22 protein-coding genes and 1 pseudogene are annotated in these 20,946 nt (G+C 43.0%); 12 read left to right on the forward strand and 11 right to left on the reverse strand.

Annotated elements, in window-relative coordinates; genetic code table 11:
* Nucleotides 1–46: 46 nt before the first annotated feature.
* Both MR764_RS12720 and MR764_RS12725 read right to left on the reverse strand, forming a co-directional pair.
* On the reverse strand, nucleotides 47–1,819 hold the full coding sequence (locus MR764_RS12720) for an AAA family ATPase (protein ID WP_247979802.1): 1,773 nt from the start codon (nucleotides 1,817–1,819) through the stop codon (nucleotides 47–49).
* A 205-nt stretch (nucleotides 1,820–2,024) separates the two neighbouring features.
* Nucleotides 2,025–2,285 carry a hypothetical protein gene (locus MR764_RS12725; RefSeq protein WP_247979803.1) on the reverse strand — a complete coding sequence of 87 codons (261 nt, stop codon included), beginning with the start codon at nucleotides 2,283–2,285 and terminating at the stop codon, nucleotides 2,025–2,027.
* A 393-nt stretch (nucleotides 2,286–2,678) separates the two neighbouring features.
* On the opposite strand from MR764_RS12725, the gene MR764_RS12730 reads away from it, so the two are divergent.
* Nucleotides 2,679–3,413, forward strand: a complete 735-nt coding sequence (locus MR764_RS12730; protein ID WP_247979804.1) for a DUF6261 family protein — start codon at nucleotides 2,679–2,681, stop codon at nucleotides 3,411–3,413.
* Between the two features lie 521 nt (nucleotides 3,414–3,934).
* Here MR764_RS12730 and MR764_RS12735 read toward each other — a convergent pair.
* From MR764_RS12735 to crcB, 9 genes and pseudogenes are all read right to left on the reverse strand, one after another.
* Entirely contained in the window at nucleotides 3,935–4,771 is an 837-nt protein-coding gene (locus MR764_RS12735; RefSeq protein WP_247979805.1) for a C-GCAxxG-C-C family protein, read from the reverse strand.
* 604 nt (nucleotides 4,772–5,375) lie between these two features.
* Complete coding sequence (gene eno, locus MR764_RS12740) at nucleotides 5,376–6,674, reverse strand: phosphopyruvate hydratase (RefSeq protein WP_247979806.1); 1,299 nt, start codon at nucleotides 6,672–6,674, stop codon at nucleotides 5,376–5,378.
* A gap of 270 nt (nucleotides 6,675–6,944) precedes the next feature.
* On the reverse strand, nucleotides 6,945–7,403 hold the full coding sequence (locus tag MR764_RS12745; RefSeq protein ID WP_247979807.1) for a C-GCAxxG-C-C family protein: 459 nt from the start codon (nucleotides 7,401–7,403) through the stop codon (nucleotides 6,945–6,947).
* Between the two features lie 106 nt (nucleotides 7,404–7,509).
* Nucleotides 7,510–7,722 (reverse strand): GGGtGRT protein, encoded by a 213-nt coding sequence (locus MR764_RS12750; RefSeq protein WP_247979808.1) that lies wholly within the window; start codon nucleotides 7,720–7,722, stop codon nucleotides 7,510–7,512.
* 355 nt (nucleotides 7,723–8,077) lie between these two features.
* Nucleotides 8,078–8,253, reverse strand: a pseudogene (locus MR764_RS12755) (GGGtGRT protein); the annotation flags it as partial.
* Between the two features lie 81 nt (nucleotides 8,254–8,334).
* Nucleotides 8,335–9,327, reverse strand: a complete 993-nt coding sequence (locus tag MR764_RS12760) for a GGGtGRT protein (protein ID WP_247979810.1) — start codon at nucleotides 9,325–9,327, stop codon at nucleotides 8,335–8,337.
* An 11-nt stretch (nucleotides 9,328–9,338) separates the two neighbouring features.
* Nucleotides 9,339–10,031: a hypothetical protein gene (locus MR764_RS12765; protein WP_247979811.1), complete on the reverse strand. Its 693-nt coding sequence runs from the start codon at nucleotides 10,029–10,031 to the stop codon at nucleotides 9,339–9,341.
* Nucleotides 10,032–10,507: 476 nt separating this feature from the next.
* Complete coding sequence (locus tag MR764_RS12770) at nucleotides 10,508–10,864, reverse strand: DUF190 domain-containing protein (RefSeq protein ID WP_247979812.1); 357 nt, start codon at nucleotides 10,862–10,864, stop codon at nucleotides 10,508–10,510.
* Between the two features lie 110 nt (nucleotides 10,865–10,974).
* Nucleotides 10,975–11,355: a fluoride efflux transporter CrcB gene (gene crcB / locus MR764_RS12775; protein ID WP_247979813.1), complete on the reverse strand. Its 381-nt coding sequence runs from the start codon at nucleotides 11,353–11,355 to the stop codon at nucleotides 10,975–10,977.
* A 38-nt stretch (nucleotides 11,356–11,393) separates the two neighbouring features.
* Between crcB and dacB the strand changes: the two genes are divergently transcribed.
* The 11 genes from dacB (at nucleotide 11,394) to MR764_RS12830 (ending at nucleotide 20,942) form a co-directional block, all read left to right on the forward strand.
* Nucleotides 11,394–12,821, forward strand: a complete 1,428-nt coding sequence (dacB, locus tag MR764_RS12780; protein WP_247979814.1) for a D-alanyl-D-alanine carboxypeptidase/D-alanyl-D-alanine-endopeptidase — start codon at nucleotides 11,394–11,396, stop codon at nucleotides 12,819–12,821.
* Between the two features lie 446 nt (nucleotides 12,822–13,267).
* Nucleotides 13,268–13,861, forward strand: coding sequence for a DUF4255 domain-containing protein (locus MR764_RS12785; protein ID WP_247979815.1), 594 nt, complete (start codon nucleotides 13,268–13,270; stop codon nucleotides 13,859–13,861).
* Between the two features lies 1 nt (nucleotide 13,862).
* On the forward strand, nucleotides 13,863–14,741 hold the full coding sequence (locus MR764_RS12790) for a hypothetical protein (protein WP_247979816.1): 879 nt from the start codon (nucleotides 13,863–13,865) through the stop codon (nucleotides 14,739–14,741).
* A gap of 19 nt (nucleotides 14,742–14,760) precedes the next feature.
* Entirely contained in the window at nucleotides 14,761–16,692 is a 1,932-nt protein-coding gene (locus MR764_RS12795) for a phage tail sheath C-terminal domain-containing protein (protein WP_247979817.1), read from the forward strand.
* A 29-nt stretch (nucleotides 16,693–16,721) separates the two neighbouring features.
* Nucleotides 16,722–17,168 (forward strand): phage tail protein, encoded by a 447-nt coding sequence (locus tag MR764_RS12800; RefSeq protein ID WP_119439243.1) that lies wholly within the window; start codon nucleotides 16,722–16,724, stop codon nucleotides 17,166–17,168.
* Nucleotides 17,165–17,605: a phage tail protein gene (locus MR764_RS12805; protein WP_247979818.1), complete on the forward strand. Its 441-nt coding sequence runs from the start codon at nucleotides 17,165–17,167 to the stop codon at nucleotides 17,603–17,605. The genes MR764_RS12800 and MR764_RS12805 overlap by 4 nt, the downstream gene beginning before the upstream one ends.
* 2 nt (nucleotides 17,606–17,607) lie before the next feature.
* Entirely contained in the window at nucleotides 17,608–17,766 is a 159-nt protein-coding gene (locus MR764_RS12810) for a DUF5908 family protein (RefSeq protein ID WP_247979819.1), read from the forward strand.
* 1 nt (nucleotide 17,767) lies between these two features.
* Nucleotides 17,768–18,487, forward strand: a complete 720-nt coding sequence (locus tag MR764_RS12815; protein WP_247979820.1) for a hypothetical protein — start codon at nucleotides 17,768–17,770, stop codon at nucleotides 18,485–18,487.
* 1 nt (nucleotide 18,488) lies between these two features.
* Entirely contained in the window at nucleotides 18,489–20,237 is a 1,749-nt protein-coding gene (gene vgrG, locus MR764_RS12820; RefSeq protein ID WP_247979821.1) for a type VI secretion system tip protein VgrG, read from the forward strand.
* A gap of 1 nt (nucleotide 20,238) precedes the next feature.
* On the forward strand, nucleotides 20,239–20,529 hold the full coding sequence (locus MR764_RS12825) for a PAAR domain-containing protein (protein ID WP_247979822.1): 291 nt from the start codon (nucleotides 20,239–20,241) through the stop codon (nucleotides 20,527–20,529).
* Between the two features lie 2 nt (nucleotides 20,530–20,531).
* Nucleotides 20,532–20,942 (forward strand): GPW/gp25 family protein, encoded by a 411-nt coding sequence (locus MR764_RS12830; RefSeq protein ID WP_247979823.1) that lies wholly within the window; start codon nucleotides 20,532–20,534, stop codon nucleotides 20,940–20,942.
* The last annotated feature ends 4 nt before the right edge of the window (nucleotides 20,943–20,946 follow it).

The following is a 20,946-nucleotide window of genomic DNA, read 5'->3' on the forward strand; positions in this document are numbered from 1 at the left end:
CACCCGCCTGCAGGCAGGCAGGAATCGGCGCGAACGGAGGTGTTTTTTAATTAGCATTGTTTACAAGTTTCTCAATTAACTCTAAAGTGCCTTTAAAACCAGAAAAATCAATAACCTCTCCGTTTGCGGCTTTTTCATCTATTTTCTGAGCAAAGGATACTTTTTTCCCATGAAAGGAAAATACACTTTTATCAAAAAGTGTTGGATAAACTTTATTTGCTACCGGAATATAATTGTCATCAAGAAGTAACTCGGTAGTCAAGTAGCAATAGTTTGAATTGTCTGGATGAACATAAATTTCTCTGAAAGGAGGTGGAACTAAAGTAATTGCGAAAACGTTTTTTTTGTCTTTATGTTGAAGTACATTTCTAAATGTAATTCCATCCACCGAAAAATTAGTGTAGATGTTTGATTTTTTTAATGCTTTGAATTCGTTAAATCCCTCATTGTCATAGTCAAATATTGCAATTATTATATTGTCGATTGGAGTTTTTGTAATATGGCTATGCAAATATTTGTTTATATCTGGCGCATTTGAACCAATAGTGGAACCATTAGAATTAGTTTGATGTTCACATAGAATATAATCAGAAATAATTTCTTTATTTTTTAGGAATTTATAAGCAGTCGAGAATAATTGATTGTCAGAAGGACCTTCAAATATGAGAAAGGGTTTTGTGGATTCTTCTAATTTTGATTTAATAATTTTTATTTCTTCTCTTTCTTTTACAAATGAGCTATATAGCTCAGCAAGTTTCTCATTTATTTGGATTATCCCAAGTTCACTTTCTAATTCTTCAAGATTTTTTTTATCCAAGAACACTACTTTCGAGCTAATTCCATTCTCGTCTTTATAAACACGAAATCTTGATATTTTTTCATTCGCAAGTGAAATAAAATGGAATGAATGAGTAACAACAAAAATCTGGCTGTTCTTTATATATTCAGACGCGAATGTTTGAGCCAACTCCTTAGCTAAAGAATATTCACAAGAGTTTTCTGGCTCGTCAAAACCCCAAATATGGAAGCTTTTAGAATTCCTAGAGATATAATTCAGAATTGTAGGAATATAACGCATCCGAATTCCTTCACCTCTATTTTGTAAAGGTATTTTATGATTACCAGACTTAGTATCGATAATTAGTCGTTGAAATAACTCGGCTATTTCTGTAGGAAAATTCAATGTAGAATCTATTCCAGTAATTTGCTGAAATTCATTACTTAAATCATTAGTAATGCTGTTAAGTTCAGCATTGAATTCTCCTGTTATACTATCTATTCTTGAAATTGTATTTTTTCTACTCTTTTCAAATAATATTTTTTGAAGAAGTTCAAGTAAATAGTAAAAAAAGCGTTCATCTTTAACTGCTGGAACATAAGTATATTCAATTCTATTTAAGAATTTAGTAAGACCTCCCAAACATCTGTTATAACTTTTTGCTTTAATTTTTCCTGCGTCAAACTGTTGTTTTAGATTATGCTTTTCTGTTACTATTTTTCCAGTTCTATCCCAAACTCTAACGATGTAGAATTTTTCCGGCAATGAGCTAAAACCACCAGGATTCAAAAAATGAATTTTGATAGAAATATATTGTTTCCCTTTTACTGACTCACTGCGTACTTCTTGCAATCTTTCTTTATTATAATCTAGCAAGAAGTTTGTGTCCTTTATATTGAAAAATAAATCGAATGCTTTCAAAACATTTGATTTTCCAGAATCATTTTTTCCAGAAAAAATATTTAGCTCCTTTAGGTCTTTGATTTTCGAATCTTTTAATGACCTAAAATATTGTATTTCGACTTTTTCAATATATTTCATAATTACTTATTTTATCGTTTCACAGAGGCTAATGTGAGTCTATAGACTCTACACCTATTTCGCTCTTATCGATCCATTGTCTAAGGGTGGCAAATCTCTCGCTGCTGTTCGTTCCGGGTGTCACCTGAAGTGGAGCTACTAATTTAACAAAAGAATTGTTTCGGTGGCGCCCGAAGTAAAATTTTACGAAAACAGGAATCGAGGACTAAAGCCCCTTGGGGGGCTGGCCAAAAAGTTGGCAAAAACAGGTTCTCGCAAACACACAAAAGAAGCGCAAAGGTCGCAGATTGCTCATCATTAGCTTCTTTTTTTGCGTGCTTTGCGTATCATTTACTTTTTCGGTAAGCCCATTAATGCCGGGGGCAAAACGGAGAACTTTGTTGCCGGGCTTTAATCCAAACCCGCCGTTTTCGCCTGACAAAAGGCCGCCAATCAATTTTTCATCACGTGGTGAGTTACCATGCATCGAAAAATCAATTTTTCATCACGTGGTGATTCACCATGCATCGAAAAATCATTTTTTCATGACGTGGTGAGTTACCATGCGCCGGAAAATCAATTTTTGATGGCGTGGTGATTTACCATACACCGAAAAATCAATTTTTTGCCCCGTGGTAAGTCACCAAGCCTTGACGAACCATTTTTTCAGCACGTGGCGATTCACCACCGACTTCCGGAAACCGCAGTGTAGCGGTGGATGTACATGCCACCCGGAAAACAAGATGCTCAGTAACACATTGTATTCTATTGTGTTATTCGGTTGTTTCATGTAATTTAAGTGGCGATAAAAGTTATCAGGCACCCAAAATCATGTCGTACGAATGTGTTACGGTGCTAATGTTAAACCAAAATTCAGAGTATGTCTATTCAACCGTTAATTGCGAACAGCCGCACCACCGAGGTCGACGGTGTTGCCACACAGGTTATCAGGGGCTACGATACCAACCCCTTGAATTTCGACCCCAATATGGAATACATAATTGGTGAACTGAAACCGGCTTCGGTCCTGTTAAGTGGGGCAATACGCCGGATGAAAGAAAAGAGCGAAGCCAAAGCTTACGACGAAAACCGCGACGATAAAATCGACGCTTTGTACTACCTGCTGCTGGGTTTTTCGCATCACCCCGACCAGGCGATCCGAACAGCGGCGCTCTACCTGCTCGATATTTTTAACAATTACGGCCTCGAAATGAAAGTAGAAAGCCTGACACGCGAAAGTTCGCTGATTAATTCGCTGCTGGCCGATTTGGGTAAACCCAAGGCTGTAAGCAACATCGCGCTTCTTCCGCAATGCGACACCTATGTGGCAGCGCTGCAAACGGCACAGACCGATTTCGAAGCCAACCGCCTGAGTTACGAGGAAGCACAGGGAGAAGAAGGCACGCTCGAAAATGCGTCCTTACTGAAAACGCAAGTGGTGGAGCTGGTTAATAAAAAGCTGGTACCTTACCTCAATGTAATGGAACAGATTAACAACGCTGCCTACGGCACTTATGCCCGAACGGTGGCCGAAATTATTGCCGCCAACAACGAGGTGGTGAAAAAACGAAAAAACAAGACCGATGTAGAAGAAGAAATTGCACCTGGGGTGTGAATTGGGGATTATTTTTTAAGAGGCACTCCTTCGGGAGTGCTTTTTTTTTTCTGAAAGTTGATCAACGAAAGACAGCTATTTTTCGTCCGGAAGTGCTGTTAATCTATGATCAACCAAGTGTTCCGGACGATTTTCCTTCGGTCATTTCATCCCGGAGTTACACACCGGGTTAATCAGGTTCAACGCTTTCAGCGCCATAAAAAGGCAGGGGGCAAACATCAATGTCAGCTTAACGCGTCTTAACTTTGTAATTCAGCTCAATGTCCCGAAGGGATAAAATATGACTAACCTCGGGTGAAACCCGGGGTAGGGTGCAGGTAAATAAAAGGCGCAATCAATAGGCTATTCAAGGCACAATCGCTCTATGCGCCTTGGCATCTAACTCTTTTTATGAAATGCTGTCGACAAGCCGCCCTTTTATTCCTGTTGGTAATTCCCGGGAATCATGATTGTTTTCTAGGGCTGTGCCCAAAAGTCATTTAGCCTGTGTGACTAATCCCAGGCTTTAGCCCGGGGATGTACTACCGGGCTTTCATGTATTTGTAATGTACATCGCCAAAAACTTTATGCGCCACCGATTGGGTGTGGCAGGAGTTACAGTCCATTTGTCCGCTGATATTGTTCAGTTTCCCCTCCTGACCGTGGCAGGTAAGGCATGCCCCGGCGTTTTCGTTGTTGGGGTATTCGGTTACATAATTGTTGCTAAAAAAGGTGTTTAATGTGCTGGTAACTTTGGCTGCTACTTCGCCCGATAAGCGGCGGCACCTTTCTTTCCGCTCGTCGCTGTCGATTGTAAATCCCGACGCTTTTCCCCAGTTGGCGGTAGAAGCGTGGCAAAGCGTAGAATGAGAAACCGACGATGCCGGTGTGTAGTTCATTGCTGCTTTTTGTGGTTTAAACCCCGGAAGCTGGCTGTTTTCGTACCATTGAAACAGATCGTTTATCAGGCTGTCGCGTGTTTTTTTATCGCTAACAAACAACCCCAACAGCGCAGCGCCGCCGTTAAGCGCACCACACAAGGTTCCGAAACCACCCACACCTCCGTGGCCGTATTTCATCATGTCGAACGGAAAAGAAGCATAAGGCTCTCCCAGTTTGGCTGCAATTTGCGAAGCCACACCGTAAAAAGTGGCATACATGCAGCTTCCGACACTGTATTGGCTGTAGGCTATTTCCCCCGATTCTGCCGGATCTAAACGGGCATATTGCCAGCCAGTTGTATTTTCACCGGGTTCGAGTTTTTGTGCCGGTTTTTCGGGAAGCGGTTCGGGCTTAAAAGCCTGGGTAAGCGTAATGATTCCGGCTCCACCTCCAATAATAGCGCCGGTCGCTATTCTAATTGCGTTACGTCGTTTCATCTTAGTCGATTTTGGTGAGCCTAAAATGCAATATTTTTATCAGATGCGAACGAATGTCAAAATAAAACGCGCCAAGGACCATTATAACTTTACAATGAAATAATAGAATAGGGGCAGGGTTGTGATCAGTTTAAATTTCATTTAGGGCAAATATTTTTTCTGACCAATAGATTGCCCGGATTATAAAAACCATAAGGCAGTACTATATTTCTCGCTTCGCTGCGACCTACTTTTTTTTTACAGCAAAAAAAGGTAGGCAAAAAATGCCGCCGCTGACGTTAAAAAGCTAAAAATAAATTCCGTTCACTAAAATCAAGGAAACTCACCGTCAGCCGACGGATCAAACAACCTTGATTTTTAACGCTCACTGCATTTATTTTCTTAACGCTTTTTCCCGAAGGCGGCTTGGGGCATGCCAAAGAGTATGGCCTCCAGGCAAATAGTTGCAAAAATTTCCTTTAAGAGGAACTGAAATCGATGCTTGAAAAATGAAATCCACCGGATTTTACGCGTTATCCCAAGGTTGGAGTGTAGCGGGGAGTTTAAAAGAAAAACCGCCCCGTCGGTTGACGAAGCGGTTTCGAAATATCGTTAAGAAATAAGCTTACTTCTTGTAGATTTTTTTGTATCCGTAGATAGCGCTTTCGCCCAGTTCTTCTTCGATACGAAGCAGCTGGTTGTATTTTGCCATACGGTCTGAACGGCTCAAAGAACCTGTTTTGATCTGTCCGGCGTTGGTTGCAACAGCGATGTCGGCAATGGTGGCATCTTCGGTTTCACCCGAGCGGTGAGAAGTTACCGAAGTGTAACCTGCACGGTGAGCCATTTCAATGGCATCGAGTGTTTCGGTAAGTGTACCAATCTGGTTTACTTTGATCAGGATCGAGTTGGCCGCTCCCAGTTCAATACCTTTTTGCAGGTACTCCACGTTGGTTACGAACAGGTCGTCGCCCACCAGCTGGCATTTGTCACCGATTTTTTCAGTCAGTTTTACCCAGCCGTCCCAGTCGCCTTCGTCCATACCGTCTTCGATAGAATCGATCGGATATTTTGCGATCAGTTCAGCAAGGTAATCCGCTTGTTCTTCAGAAGTACGTTTTACACCGTTTGGCTCGAATTTTCCGTAATCGTATACACCGTTTACATAGAATTCTGATGAAGCGCAGTCCATGGCAATAGAAACATCGCCACCGTCTTCGGCACGGCCCGGTTTGTACCCGGCGTTTTTAATCGCAGTAAGAATCGATTCGATGGCTTCTTCAGTTCCGCCTAACATCGGGGCAAAACCACCTTCGTCGCCAACAGCTGTTGAAAGACCTTTAGCGCTCAATACTTTTTTCAGTGCGTGGAAAACTTCAGCACCCATGCGCAAACCTTCGCGGAAAGAAGCAGCGCCAATCGGGCGAATCATAAATTCCTGGAAAGCGATAGTTGCATCAGAGTGCGAACCACCGTTGATGATGTTCATCATCGGAACAGGTAACGTTTTTGCGTTGGTTCCGCCAATGTAACGGTACAATGGAAGTTCAGAATATTCAGCAGCAGCTTTTGCTACCGCCAAAGAAACACCCAACATGGCGTTGGCTCCCAGGTTTGATTTTGTTTTTGTACCATCCAGTTCGAGCAATTTACGGTCGATAGCAACCTGATCTGTTGCGTCCATACCCACCAACTCTTTGCAAATAATAGTATTTACGTTTTCAACTGCTTTTAATACACCTTTTCCGAGGTAACGGCTTTTGTCGCCATCACGTAATTCCAGCGCTTCGTTTTCACCGGTTGAGGCACCTGAAGGAACGGCTGCGCGTCCGAATGCGCCACTTTCGAGTAACACTTCAACTTCTACGGTTGGATTACCGCGTGAGTCTAAAATTTCTCTTGCTTTTACGTCGCTAATTAACATCTTGAGTTGTTTTTATTAATTGTTTAACTTAATCAACTAAAAATTAAAATTCAGAAAAGTAAACGCGTCAAGCCTTAAATTGTTTCAATAATTGAGCGAGATTAACGGATAATTAATGCTGAATTCGGCCGCCGGTTTATTTTCCGCGAAAGGTAGTGTTTTTCATACAGGTTTGCAACGATAGTTGCGCCTGTTGTTCAGCGTATTAATGAGGAGGAAGGGGAGGAGTTTGGTTTTGTTCGTAGTAAATTACGGCGGAAAAGATTACTCCTAAATTTTGTGATCGTCTTTTAAAATATCGAAAACAAGCCCGGTGGTATCGCCCACAAGCTGCCGGCAAATAAGCTTGTGGTGCAGGCGGTCTTGTACCTGTTGTTCGGAGGCGTGTTTAATAAGAAGTTGGCGGCAGTTTGATGTGCCGTGAATTTCGGTTACCCGTTTGTTTAATTCGCGTACTTTTTTGTAGCTGTTGAGCTTTGTTTCCATATCGTTTGGAATTTCATTTCCAAAGGCCAGACCCAGCACCATAAAACCGCCCGTAACGGCACCACATGTTTCGCGCAAACGTCCCATTCCGCCTCCAAAAGTGGAAGAAATGAGCTTAGCAGTTCGTTCGTCCAAATCGAAATTCGGAGCAAATGCCAGTAAAACCGACTGGGAACAGGCATATCCTTCGTCGAACAATTCAACTGCTTTTGCTATAACTTTTTCTTTGTTTTTATCGATCATTGGTTCGAAAATAAGGATGCAAAGATGATGAAACCGTTTTGAATAAAAAAGCCCTGCCAGGAAACCTGACAGAGCTTGAATTATTTCGAATTGTTTTTTAGCGAAATTAAGCCTGGCTGATTGCAACAGCAACAGAAGCACCAACCATCGGGTTGTTACCCATTCCGATCAATCCCATCATCTCAACGTGAGCCGGAACAGATGAAGAACCTGCGAACTGTGCATCAGAGTGCATACGGCCCAAAATTGTATAATCTTGTCGGTCATACCGTTTCCTGCCGGAAGCCTTACTATTTGGCTTAATCCAAATAGTAAGCACAAAGATCAAGGCTGCTTTTGCTCTTCGCTCTTCATCTTCACAAAGCCTAACTTCGGACGGGTGATCTCCTCATATCTTCGGAGCTTCCCGTTCTCCGTAAGACTTTGTTTCGATTCAGCACTTGATCAAAAGAGGCCGGCTGACGAACGGACGTCATTAAAAAGTTGCATGGTTTGCGGCCTACAAGTTCACCTTCAGAAAAATATTTCAATTAACCATATTGGTATTAACGCCACTGAAATTTTAATATGATTCGAAGTCGGTGAGATATTCTTCCCATTTTCATCGAAAAACAAAAAGCCCTGCCAGGAAACCTGACAGAGCTTGAATTATTTCGAATGGTTTTTTAGCGAAATTAAGCCTGGCTGATTGCAACGACAACAGCAACAGAAGCACCAACCATTGGGTTGTTACCCATTCCGATCAATCCCATCATCTCAACGTGAGCCGGAACTGATGAAGAACCTGCGAACTGTGCATCAGAGTGCATACGGCCCCAAATTGTATAATTTTGTCGGTCATACCGTTGCTTTCTACAAATTGCATGAATAAAAAAGCCCTGCCAGGAAACCTGACAGAGCTTGAATTATTTCGAATGGTTTTTTAGCGAAATTAAGCCTGGCTGATTGCAACAGCAACAGCAACAGAAGCACCAACCATTGGGTTGTTACCCATTCCGATCAATCCCATCATCTCAACGTGAGCCGGAACTGATGAAGAACCTGCGAACTGTGCATCAGAGTGCATACGGCCCATCGTATCTGTCATACCGTAAGAAGCAGGACCGGCAGCCATGTTATCCGGGTGAAGTGTACGACCAGTACCACCACCTGATGCTACTGAGAAGTATTTTTTACCTTGCTCGATACATTCTTTTTTGTACGTACCTGCAACAGGGTGCTGGAAACGGGTTGGGTTAGTTGAGTTACCTGTAATCGATACATCAACACCTTCGCTGTGAAGAATGGCAACACCTTCGCGTACATCGTTGGCACCGTAGCAGTTTACTTTTGCGCGATCGCCTTCAGAGTAGGCTTTGCGTTGTACTTCTTTCAATTCGCCTGTAGCATAATCGAAATCAGTTTGAACGTAGGTAAAACCATTGATACGGGCAATAACTTTTGCGGCGTCTTTTCCTAAACCGTTCAGAATAACACGCAAAGGTTCTTTACGAACACGGTTAGCCGATTTTGCAATACCAATTGCACCTTCAGCAGCAGCGAATGATTCGTGTCCTGCCAGGAAAGCAAAACATTTAGTTTCGTCGCGAAGCAACATAGCAGCCAGGTTACCATGGCCGATACCTACTTTTCTGTCGTCGGCAACCGATCCCGGAATACAGAACGACTGTAAACCTTCACCTAAAGTTGCGGCAATGTCAGCAGCAGCTGTTTGTCCACGTTTAATGGCAACGGCAGCGCCTACAATGTACGACCACATGGCGTTTTCGAATGCGATAGGCTGAATGCCTTTAACGATTTCGTATACGTCAACACCTTTTTCATCACATATTTTTTTGGCCTCTTCGATAGAAGAAATGCCGTTTGCGTTTAAGAATGCATCAATTTGTTTGATTCTTCTGTCGTAACTTTCAAATAATGGCATAATTTTTTCTCCTATTCTTTACGTGGGTCAATAACTTTAACTGCATCAGCGATACGGCCATATTTTCCTGAAGCTTTTTGAACTGCTTCGTTAGCGTCCATACCTGTTTTGATCATATCCATCATACGACCAAGGTTTACAAATTCGTAACCGATAATTTCGCTGTCAGCGTCCAAACCGATTTTTGTAATGTAACCTTCAGCCATTTCAAGGTAACGGGGACCTTTTGCTGTTGTTCCGTACAAAGTACCGGTTACTCCACGAAGACCTTTTCCTAAATCTTCAAGACCGGCGCCGATTGGAAGACCACCTTCAGAGAAAGCACTTTGAGTACGACCGTATACAATTTGTAAGAAAAGTTCGCGCATGGCAGTGTTGATTGCATCGCAAACAAGGTCGGTATTCAATGCTTCAAGAATTGTTTTTCCGGGAAGAATTTCAGAAGCCATGGCAGCTGAGTGAGTCATACCGGTGCAACCGATCGTTTCAACCAATGCTTCTTCAATAATACCATCTTTCACATTCAGGGTTAGTTTACATGCACCTTGTTGCGGAGCACACCAACCTACACCGTGGGTTAAACCCGAAATGTCTGAAACTTGTTTGGCTTTTACCCAACGTCCTTCTTCCGGAATTGGAGCCGGGCCATGATTTGTACCTTGTGCTACACAAATCATACCTTCTACTTCGTGTGTAAAACTCATTATAGTTAATTTTTGATTTTTTCGTAGTTGAAACAGCAAGCAGTAGCAGCGTTGTTCTGGCAACTAAAATCGGCTGTTTTAACGAGGCGTGAAAATATAAAATATTAGTCCATTACTGCCTGAAGGATTGCTAATTGAAGTCAGTAAAAACTTTATTAACATTTAGTTAAAATATTGAAATAAAGGATATTAAGGTGTTTTATTTTGGCGGTGTACCTGTAATTCGCTGAACTTCATTGAGCAGACGCTACTTAAGCCAAATTATTATCGGTCTTGTTTTGAATGATTATAAATCGATAATACAATGATTTTGCCATTTAAAATTATTTAGCCGGGCTTTACCGGAACAAGTTCAAACTTGCGGAGGCTACATTTATTTACTAATGGGGCTGGTTTATGTTCAGCGATATTGTGAACCCGCTTCGGTTGGCAACGGAGGTTTTTATTTTTGGGGGACAAAATATGGATCGAAGGGCTTATCTGTATTTCTCTCCTTTTTCGTAGCGAATTACACTTAGTTCCTGGAAAGTCACCAGTCCGCCACGTTTACTGGCTTCCATAATTTTGTTCACCTTTTCAGAAAACTGATCGAGCTTTTCAATATTGTCGATGATTTCGATGATCACCGGTAAATCGTTTGATAACGCAAAAATCTTCATGGTGTGAATAGAGTGGCTGGCTCCGTACGACATAACACCTTTGTAAACGGTAGCTCCTGCCAGACCCGCATTTCGCGCTTCAAAAACAATTTCCTCGAACAGCACCCGCCCGTTGATTTTGTCGGATTCTCCAACATAAATTTTAAGAATCCCGGTTTTTTCAGATGTATTCATAGTTGTATGATTTAGATGGATGTCTTTTCTATTCGGTTTACCGATTTTGTATAAAACAGGTTTCAGCTTAGGGGGAAATTTTGGAATAGAAAAACAGAGGACGTTTATTTCTAAAAAATCACTTTCACCAGAATCATTCCGAGATAAACAGCCAGCAAGCCAAAAAACAAACTGCCCCCAACGTTCCAGGTAAATTGCCCGTAAACACCGTCTTTCAGCATCATTAAATTATTATAGGCAAACGACGAGAAGGTGGTAAAACCACCGCAAATTCCTACTGCCAAAAACATTCTCCATTCGGCACTTAGCAGGTTTCCTTTTTGTGCCAGGGCAAAAACGATCCCGATAATAAAACTGCCGGCGATGTTGGCAATAAAGGTTCCCCACGGGAAAGTGCTCGATAACCCTTTTTCAACCAGCAGCTGAACCAAATAGCGCATTACGCTTCCGATAAATCCTCCGGTTCCGACAATTAAAATGGTTCGCAGCATATTATTAGCTATTTTTGAGCTTTTCAAAAGTAATAAAAATGATGGTACGCATTTTCCTCCTCTCAATAATTAGCCTTTTATCGTTAAGTAGTTTTGCTCAGAATCACTTCCCTGATGCCGTTTCTGCGTTGTTGGAGAAGGCAGAATACCGGAGCGCTTCGGTAGGTATCGACGTAGTCTCTTTTGAGTCAGAAGAAAATATATATAGCCTGAATGCCAATAAATTATTCATTCCGGCTTCTACCATGAAATTGATCACCGCGGCAACGGCATTGAATATTTTAGGTGACGATTATCAATTTAAAACGATGATTGGCTACGACGGAAAAATCAACGAAAAGGGGGAATTAAAAGGCAACCTGGTTGTAAAAGGAGGAGCCGATCCTGCTTTGGGGTCGGAATATTTTCAGGATCATTATTTTCATTTTCTCACGGAATGGGTGCACAAAATTTCGGAGGCCGGCATTAAAAAAATCACAGGCGATTTGGTGATGGATGGATCGATTTACGATTCGGAAAAAGTTCCGGCGACCTGGATTTGGGAAGACCTGGGGAATTACTTTGGAGCAGGTCCCGATGCATTTACGGTTTACGACAACATGTTTCGGATTACGTTCCGTTCACCCCAAAAGGTGGGTGAATTGACCGAGGTGCTTACTACTTATCCCAAAATACCGGGGATTGAGTTTCGCAACGAAGTGCTGTCTTCGGAGGTGAACCGCGATAATGCCTATGTTTTTGGCAGTCCGCTCGACAAAAAAAGAGTACTGAGGGGAACCATTCCGGCCAACCGTAAGGCTTTTACCATTAAGGCATCTATGCCCGATCCTGCGAGTGTTTTAGCCAGCGAACTGATGGGAGAGTTTACCAAAGCAGGCATTTTTCTGGAGGGTAATATTGTATTCCGAAAAGTGGAGGAGAAGGATTTCGAGAATATTTATATTCAGACTTCGCCCCGGTTATCCGAGATTGTCAAGGTATTGAATCACGAAAGCGTAAATCTTTTTGCCGAACATCTTTTAAAACAAATTGCAGTGGAAAAGGCCGGAGTCGGCAACAGAGAATCCGGAATCGATAGCGTAATGGATTTCTGGAAGAGCAAGGGGCTTGAAACCGAAGATTTAATAATGGAAGATGGAAGTGGTCTGTCGCATTTTAATGCCGTTTCGCCTCGGTTCTTTATCCAGTTGCTTAAGTCGATGGCCGGTAATGAGGCCTTTGTAGCCTCTCTTCCTTCATCGGGAAACGGGACCATGTATTTGTTTGATAAGAACCTTTTCCCCAACAACGCCTTGCAGGCCAAAAGCGGATCGATGACCCGGGTGCGCTGTTATGCCGGTTATCTCACAGCTGATTCCGGAAAGAAATTGATGTTTTCGATGATGTTTAATCACTTCCACGGATCGCATTCGGCTTTGGTAAAGGAAATTGAAAAACTGCTGGTGGTTTTAAAGCAGGAAAATTAGCAACTTAATTTAGATTCCGGTCTCTCATGTATACCAGTATGCTATTGGGAAAGTGTGTAACATTGGTATCAAAATTTCACCCGAAAAGCTTGTAAATATGAGCTTGCTTTTGATATTTCGTTCAATATTATTTTAATCATTCTTTCCTCGCAAAAAATTTAAATAATTTTTATTTCAGGAATAAATGCTTTCGTAATAGCATTGATTAGTAGAGGTTTGGGGTTGCTTGTTTATTTAGAATCAATAAAAGTATTGACAAGTATATCTTATTGTCGTAACTTGCTTTAACTGTTAAATCACTTGAATTCTTTTTTTGAATTCATTTTAGTACAGAAGATAGACGCCAAAGCCCTTTTATCATTAGAATTTTGTATGTAGCCCTTTAGGGATGCAGAATGTTTGTGTGTGTAGGTTTTTAAAATTTACAAACCCTAACGTGTATAATAATGATATACGAAACCTTACAAATTCTAAAAGAACAGCTCGAAAAATATTTTGAAGAAGTAGGCCTAAACGTATCGCTCACCCTGGAAAACGTTGCTTTATGGGAATCCGGTTCGAAAGATGCCGACAAGTTAGACGGGAAAGTTATTCTGACTCTGCTTAACATTGAAGAAGAGGTGACCATGAAGAATATTACGGCCACCCGCGTTGTGAAAAATAAAACGGAATACCGGAATCCTCCCGTAAACCTGAATATCTATCTCCTGGTAAGTGCAAATTGTAACACTTACGACTATTCCTTGCGCAGTGTTTCCCGGACACTCGAATTTTTCCAGGGGAAGCGGATCTTTACTTCATCCAACACCATTTATAACCGCGCTAATATGTCGTTCGATGTGCTCGATTATTTCAAGTTTATCGTCGATTTGTACACCCCCGGATTTGAAGTGGTCAATCATATTTGGGGAACACTTGGCGGCCGGCAATTGCCTTCGGTTTTGTACAAGATCCAGATTTTGCAAATCGACAGGGAGAAAAAACTATCAACCCGAGAAGTGATCACACACATTGGAGGAACCCTCGAAAATTTACAATAAAATGGCATTTTCAATAAAATATAAACCGCTTTTCGAAGTGAGGATATTTCACCAGTATTTTCTGAATAAAGGAACAAGTGACTTTTTCTCGATGAGCGAAGCGGACAAAGAAAAACAGCTTGCCGGCTACAAAGTCTCAAAATTCTTGTTGGTTTTCCCTACAGCAAAAAGCCGCAATTTACTGGCCGGTCAGCATTTGGTCTTCTCATTGACGAACACCGGCTTCATGATTTGGGTGCAGGTAACCGATGCGAATGATAACATTCCTCTTATTTCGTTAGATGATGCATTGGAACTTACCTTTTTGTTGCAACCATTAAATCACACATTCATTAATTGTACCAATCTTAAGTTTTCGAGCGCCGGCAAGCTGTTTTTCTTTGGTAATACAAAACCCGGTTCAGAGCCGGTTTCCTTTCCGCAAATTAAGTTACTGAATCATCACCTGGTGGTGTCCGAAGATTTTTTGTTGACGGCTGATGGCGAGAAAAATCTGAAATCGGAATTAACACCTGCCGAACAAAATAAAAATTTGTTTGGGCTCATAAAAATCAGAATGAAAGCAGATGTTGCTTCATTGAATATTACAGAGAATCCCAACCAAATAAAGACCCCCATTCCCATTTTTGAAATTCTATTGGAAAACCGAAAAACGGTCTGGCGTTACTTTTTCAACGAAAAACCGAAAGTAAAACCACATGATAGTGTAACAGAGGAAACCGCATCGGGACTGCAACTCATTACAAAAGATCCTCAACCCTTAACCGAAAAAGGTTTTGTTTCGATTGAACTGGACGGAAGTGAGCTTCCAAATCCTGATGCCCAGGTTGTCAAGCCCAATTCCTCTGACAATAAAATATACTCAGAAATATACATGTAACAATCAAAATTAAACAGTTATGGCAACAACGTACAAAACACCCGGCGTTTATGTGGAAGAGATATCCATATTCCCGCCATCGGTCGCTCAGGTAGAGACCGCAGTCCCCGCCTTTATCGGCTACACCCAATCGGCTGTAATTGATGGCGTTGACTTTCATGCCGAAAGTATTCTCAAACCCATAAAAATTGGCTCGTTAAAAGAATACGAGTTCTTTTTTGGAGGCGCTCCCGATCCTACAACCATTAACATTGAATTGAAAGCTGATAACTCCGTGAAATCGGTAGTTGTAAATGGTTATTTCCTGTTATACGATTCACTGCGTATGTTTTTTGCCAACGGTGGTGGCGATTGTTTCATCGTATCGGTGGGAAGTTATGCCTCCGATCCGTTTGCCCCGGCAAATATTTCAAATACAAAAACGGCGCTGTTAAACGGACTGGCAACACTCGAAAAAGAAGACCTTCCGACACTGCTGGTGATTCCGGAAACGGTTCATCTTTCAGAGGCCGGTGCCGGTGAAGTACATGCTGCCATGTTGATGCAGTGTAATAAATTGCAGGATCGTTTCTCTGTGATGGACATTGTAAATGGCGACAAAGAAGCCACTCCAACCGCTGATCCTGTTTTGAAATTCAGGAACAATGTGGGGATGAACTACCTGAAATACGGTGCAGCCTACTATCCCTGGATCAAAACGACTTTGCCGTTTAAAATTGATTATGATGCAATTGTTACCGGAACCTATAAAAAGGGAGCCGACAGTAATTTCCCTGTAAAAACAGTCTTTAATAGCGGCCTAGTTGGTATAATTGATCAGCTGGATACAGATATTGCAGCAAAAGCTTCGGCCACCGCATTAACAGCAATAACTAGTCGTCCGCAACTGGTAGCACAGGCCGGAGTAATTTATGCGCGGTTTAAAGCATTTCACGACTTAACGTTTACGGATAATGATACCAACGATCCAAAATCGGCCGCCAGCCAGCATGCGAAGGCGATCGACACAGACACACCCTTTCAGAAACTGGTAAAACTTTTCTACGAATATGTTTATTTCAGCGATGCTGATAACGGAAGTTCACCCGCTGGAACATGGGACGATCCAATTTTGACCCTGGCAGACTTCGGTACAGATTTCCCTGCTTATACTTTTGCTGCGCCTACTACAGATGCCAATGATATCTATACCGCAACCAGTACGGCATTAAATGCAGCTCCTTATTTCATTGCGGTATACGACAAACTGAATGCTTTGATCAACAGTTTCTATGCTGAATTGACCGCCACACGGAAGTTCCGCACAGAAACACTGCAACAGATTGATCCGGTTTATTCGGGCATTATTGCTGCTATTCAGCAAAAAGGCGTGGTTTTGCCACCGAGTGGGGCAGTTGTTGGAATTTACGCGGCTGTTGACGAAAACCGGGGAGTTTGGAAGGCTCCGGCCAATGTCAGTATCTCGGCAGTTAAAGGACCTGCTGTTAATATTACTTCCGAAGAGCAGGAAAGCCTGAATATTGATACAGAAGCAGGTAAATCGGTAAATGCCATTCGCGCTTTTACCGGAAAAGGGACTTTGATTTGGGGAGCGCGCACACTGGCCGGAAACGACAACGAATGGCGGTACATTTCGGTTCGCCGATTTTTCAATATGGTAGAAGAGTCGGTTAAGAAAGCCACCAGTGTTTTTGTGTTTGAACCCAACGACGCCAATACCTGGGTAAAGGTAAAGGCGATGATCGATAATTTTCTGAACAAACAGTGGAAGGCCGGCGCACTTGCCGGTGCAACACCCGATAAGGCTTATTTCGTAAAAGTGGGGCTGGGTGAAACCATGACGGCTCAGGATATTCTGGATGGTTACATGATCGTTGAAATCGGAATGGCAGCTGTCAGACCCGCAGAATTCATCGTTTTGAAATTCTCTCACAAAATGCAGGAAGCTTAATAATCGAATAATCTTTAAATGTTATAGTTATGGCAACATCATATCCAATTCCAAAGTTTCATTTTAAAGTTAGCTTTGGTGATACAGAATTTAATTGCACAGAGGTTTCCGGCCTCGATTTCGAAGCCGAGGTGATCGAATACCGTTCGGGCGCCGATGCTGAATACCACAAAACCAAACAGCCCGGTCTTTCCAAATACAGTAACATTACTTTAAAGCGGGGCACTTTTGTGGATAAAGGGCGCGAGTTCTACGAGAAGTGGATTAAAACCGTCTATTTTCAGGAAAAGGGCGAGCAGTTCAGGGGTGATCTGGTGATCAGTCTTTTGAATGAGAGCCATGAACCGGTGGTGAGCTGGAAAGCGATTAACGCCTACATCACAAAAATTCAATCCACCGATTTAAAGGCTGACGGAAACGAAATTGCGATTGAAACAGCTGAGTTTGTGCATGAAAAACTGACCATGATCGAATGACAGGCTATTATCCACCCATAGGATTTCATTTCAGCGTTGAGTTTCCGGAGATTTCTTCCAATGGCAAAGATCAGCAGTTTCAGTCGGTTACCGGCTTATCGGTCGATATTGATACGGAAGAAGTTGTGGAAGGGGGCGAAAACCGGTTTAAACACAAAATTCCGGTTCGTACCAAATATCCAAACCTGGTGTTAAAGCGGGGTTTGCTGGTCGATTCGGAGGTGATAAAGTGGTGCCGCGACGCTGTGGAGAACTTTCAGTTCAAACCCACCGGGATCATTGTAAAACTGTTGAACGAGAAACACGAACCACTGGTTAGCTGGAGCATCGTTCATGCATATCCCGTGAAATGGAGTCTTGTTGATCTGAATGCCGAAGAAAGCAAACTGGCAATTGAAACGCTGGAATTAACCTACAACTACTTTAAAGTGATTTAATCATGCCGATCGAGATAAAGGAACTACACATTCGAATCAATGTGTCGAACGATGCCGACCAACCTGCAACATCTGCAGCGCCTGCCAATTCAAAAGAGGAAATTATTGAAGCCTGTGTGGAACAAATAATGGAAATTCTGGACAGAAAGGAGGAGCGGTAAGATGTCAGGAGAACTGGTAAAACTTCAGATAAAAGCATACAGCGATGAGCAGTTTAATAACGAGGTAGCCAATGGCGAATTTCGGACCCTGTTGAATCCTGAAAAGTACGTCTTTAAATACAAGGTGGAACAAAACAGTCAGCAGGCCTCAGGGACGAGTTCGTCGGCGCCGCGTTATAACCGCACACCGCCCGAAGACCTGGATCTGGAGTTTATTTTCGACCGAACAGGTGTTCTTTTAAATTACGGGGATCCATCCACCGCTTCCGATGATCATTTGTCGGTTGACGAGGGAGTGGGGATTGCTGACGATGTGGATCAGTTCAAACGCGTGGTTTTCGACTACAATGGAGATGAGCACCGTCCGAACTACCTGATCATCACCTGGGGGGCACTTTTGTTTAAAGGAGTGCTCACCGAAATGGATATCACTTTTAAGTTGTTTAAATCCGACGGAACGCCGCTGCGTGCCACAGCCACAGCCAAGTTCAAAGGTTTTATCGAGGACAATCTCAGGGTGGCGCTGGAGAACAATACTTCTCCCGATTTAACTCACGTGAGAATTGTAACCGAAGGCGATACACTGCCCCTGATGACATTCCGGATTTACGGTGATTCAAAATATTACCTGGAGGTGGCAAAAGTGAACAAGATCACCAATTTCAGGAAACTGAAAGTTGGTCAGCAAATTTTCTTTCCACCCATAGAAAAAGTCTCGTAATATGCCTGAACAAAGAGTCATACCAACACAACGGTCTGCCGATCTGGTTACCTGGAAAATACTGATTGAAGGCGAGGAATTGTCTTCAACCTACCAGGTACTGAGTATTGCCGTTGAAAAGGAGATCAACCGTATTCCGTGGGCGAAGATCGTTTTGCTGGACGGTGACCCGTCAGCACAGGATTTTGCATTAAGCAATGAATCATTCTTTGTCCCGGGAAAAGAGATCGAAATAAAGGTGGGTTATCATTCCGATGAGGAAACGGTTTTTAAGGGTATGGTTATCCGTCATAATTTATCGATTAGGTCAGACAAGGCACAACTGGTGATCGAGTGCAGGGATAAAGCGGTGAAAATGACGATCGGCCGCAAAAGCAAATATTTCTACGAAAGTAAAGACAGCGATATTCTGGAAGAAATCATTAGCGCCCATAACCTGGAAGCAGATGTGGAAGCAACGTCGGTTGATTATCCTGAAATGGTGCAATACCGTGTCAGTGACTGGGATTTTATGATCGCACGTGCGCAGGCCAACAGCAAGGTTTGTGTCGTGGACGATGGAAAGGTCTCGGTGGTGACACCTGATTACAGTCAGGAAGAAAAACTAACGCTGGTTTACGGTGCTACCATCCTTCATTTTGACGCGGAAATTGATGCCCGGAACCAGTTTGGAAACATTACCTCCTTTGGTTGGGATGTGGCAAATCAGGATGTTTGGGAGCGGGAAGCCGCAGCATTGAATGTTCAGTTAAACGGAAATATTTCGGCCGATGAACTGGCATCGGTGATTGATTTGGAAAAACTGGAATTAAAAGATGGCAGCGGACTTAGCGATGCCGGGTTACAGGCCTGGGCCGATGCCCGGAACCTGTTTAACCAGCTTTCGAAATGCCGGGGAAGTGTCCGTTTTCAGGGAATCGCTGATGTGAAACCGAATACAACCATTGCTCTGGCAGGAGTAGGCGATCGCTTTAATGGGAAAACCTATGTGTCAGCCGTTCGTCATCACATGACCGAGGGAAACTGGACCGTTGATGCCCAGTTTGGTGTCGATTCAAAATGGTTTACCGATAAATCGGATATCAACGAGCTTCCGGCGTCGGGCTTGCTCGGAGCTGTGCATGGACTGCACATCGGAAAAGTTACGCAACTGCAGGACGATCCGGAAGGAGAGTACCGGGTGTTAGTTCGAATGCCGCTGATCAACAACGACGAACAAGGTGTTTGGGCACGGGTGGCAACACTCGATGCGGGCAATAACCGCGGCTCGTTTTTCAGACCTGAAATTGACGATGAGGTAATTATCGGTTTTCTGAATGGAAGTCCGAACGACCCTGTAATTCTCGGAATGCTAAACAGCAGTGCCAATCCTGCTCCGCTGGAGCCGGAAGATGCCAACAACGAAAAAGGTTTTGTGACGCGCAGTGAAATCCGCTTCATTTTTAATGACGACGATGTAAGCGTGACCATGGAAACACCCAACGGCAATAAAATGGTGATCAGTGATGCGGATGGCGGAATAAAACTGGAGGATGAAAACGGCAACCTGATTCAGATGGATGCGAACGGAATTAAGATCGAAAGTGCGAAGGATTTGAATTGTAAATCTTCAGCAAATACGGTAATTGAAAGTGATGTAAATCTCGAACTATCGGCGGGTGCACAGTTTAAGGCCGAAGGTGGAGCGGGCAGTAGCCTGGAATCATCGGCTATTACAGAGATAAAAGGATCAATGGTAAAAATTAACTGATATGCCGCCTGCTGCAAGAATAACCGATATGCATGTTTGCCCGATGGTAACCGGAACCGTTCCGCACGTGGGAGGTCCGATACTTCCCCCGGGTTGCGCAACAGTGCTGATTGGAGGACAGCCGGCAGCACGGGTAGGAGACATGGCAACTTGCACCGGGCCCCCTGATTCCATTTTAACGGGCTCAGGAACCGTAATGATCGGCGGAATGCCCGCAGCAAGATTGGGAGATACAACAGCACATGGTGGAACAATTGTAAGCGGATTTGGAGCCGTAATGATTGGAGGATAAAAATGGAAAAACAACACTCATTTTTAGGAACAGGATGGAGCTTCCCGCCTGAATTTCAAAAAGAAAACAAAGCAGTGAAAATGCTTCAGGACGAGGAAGACATCAACAGTAGTCTGCACATTCTGTTGACGACCCGTTTGGGCGAGCGCGTTATGGTGCCTGATTACGGTTGTAACCTCGATGAGTTGCTGTTTAAACCATTGAACCTGACGGTGAAAACATACGTGTTCGATTTGATAAAGCGGGCGATTCTCTACCACGAACCACGAATCGATGTCAACAAGATTGCGATTGATCCGGTGAATGAGCTGGAAGGCCAGTTGCTGATCAACATCGATTACACGATCCGAACAACAAATTCAAGACGAAATATGGTTTTCCCATTTTACAAAACCGAGGGTACCGAACTATAAAAAC

Source organism: Maribellus sp. YY47 (assembly GCF_023111095.1).
Taxonomy (GTDB): Bacteria; Bacteroidota; Bacteroidia; order Bacteroidales; family Prolixibacteraceae; genus Draconibacterium.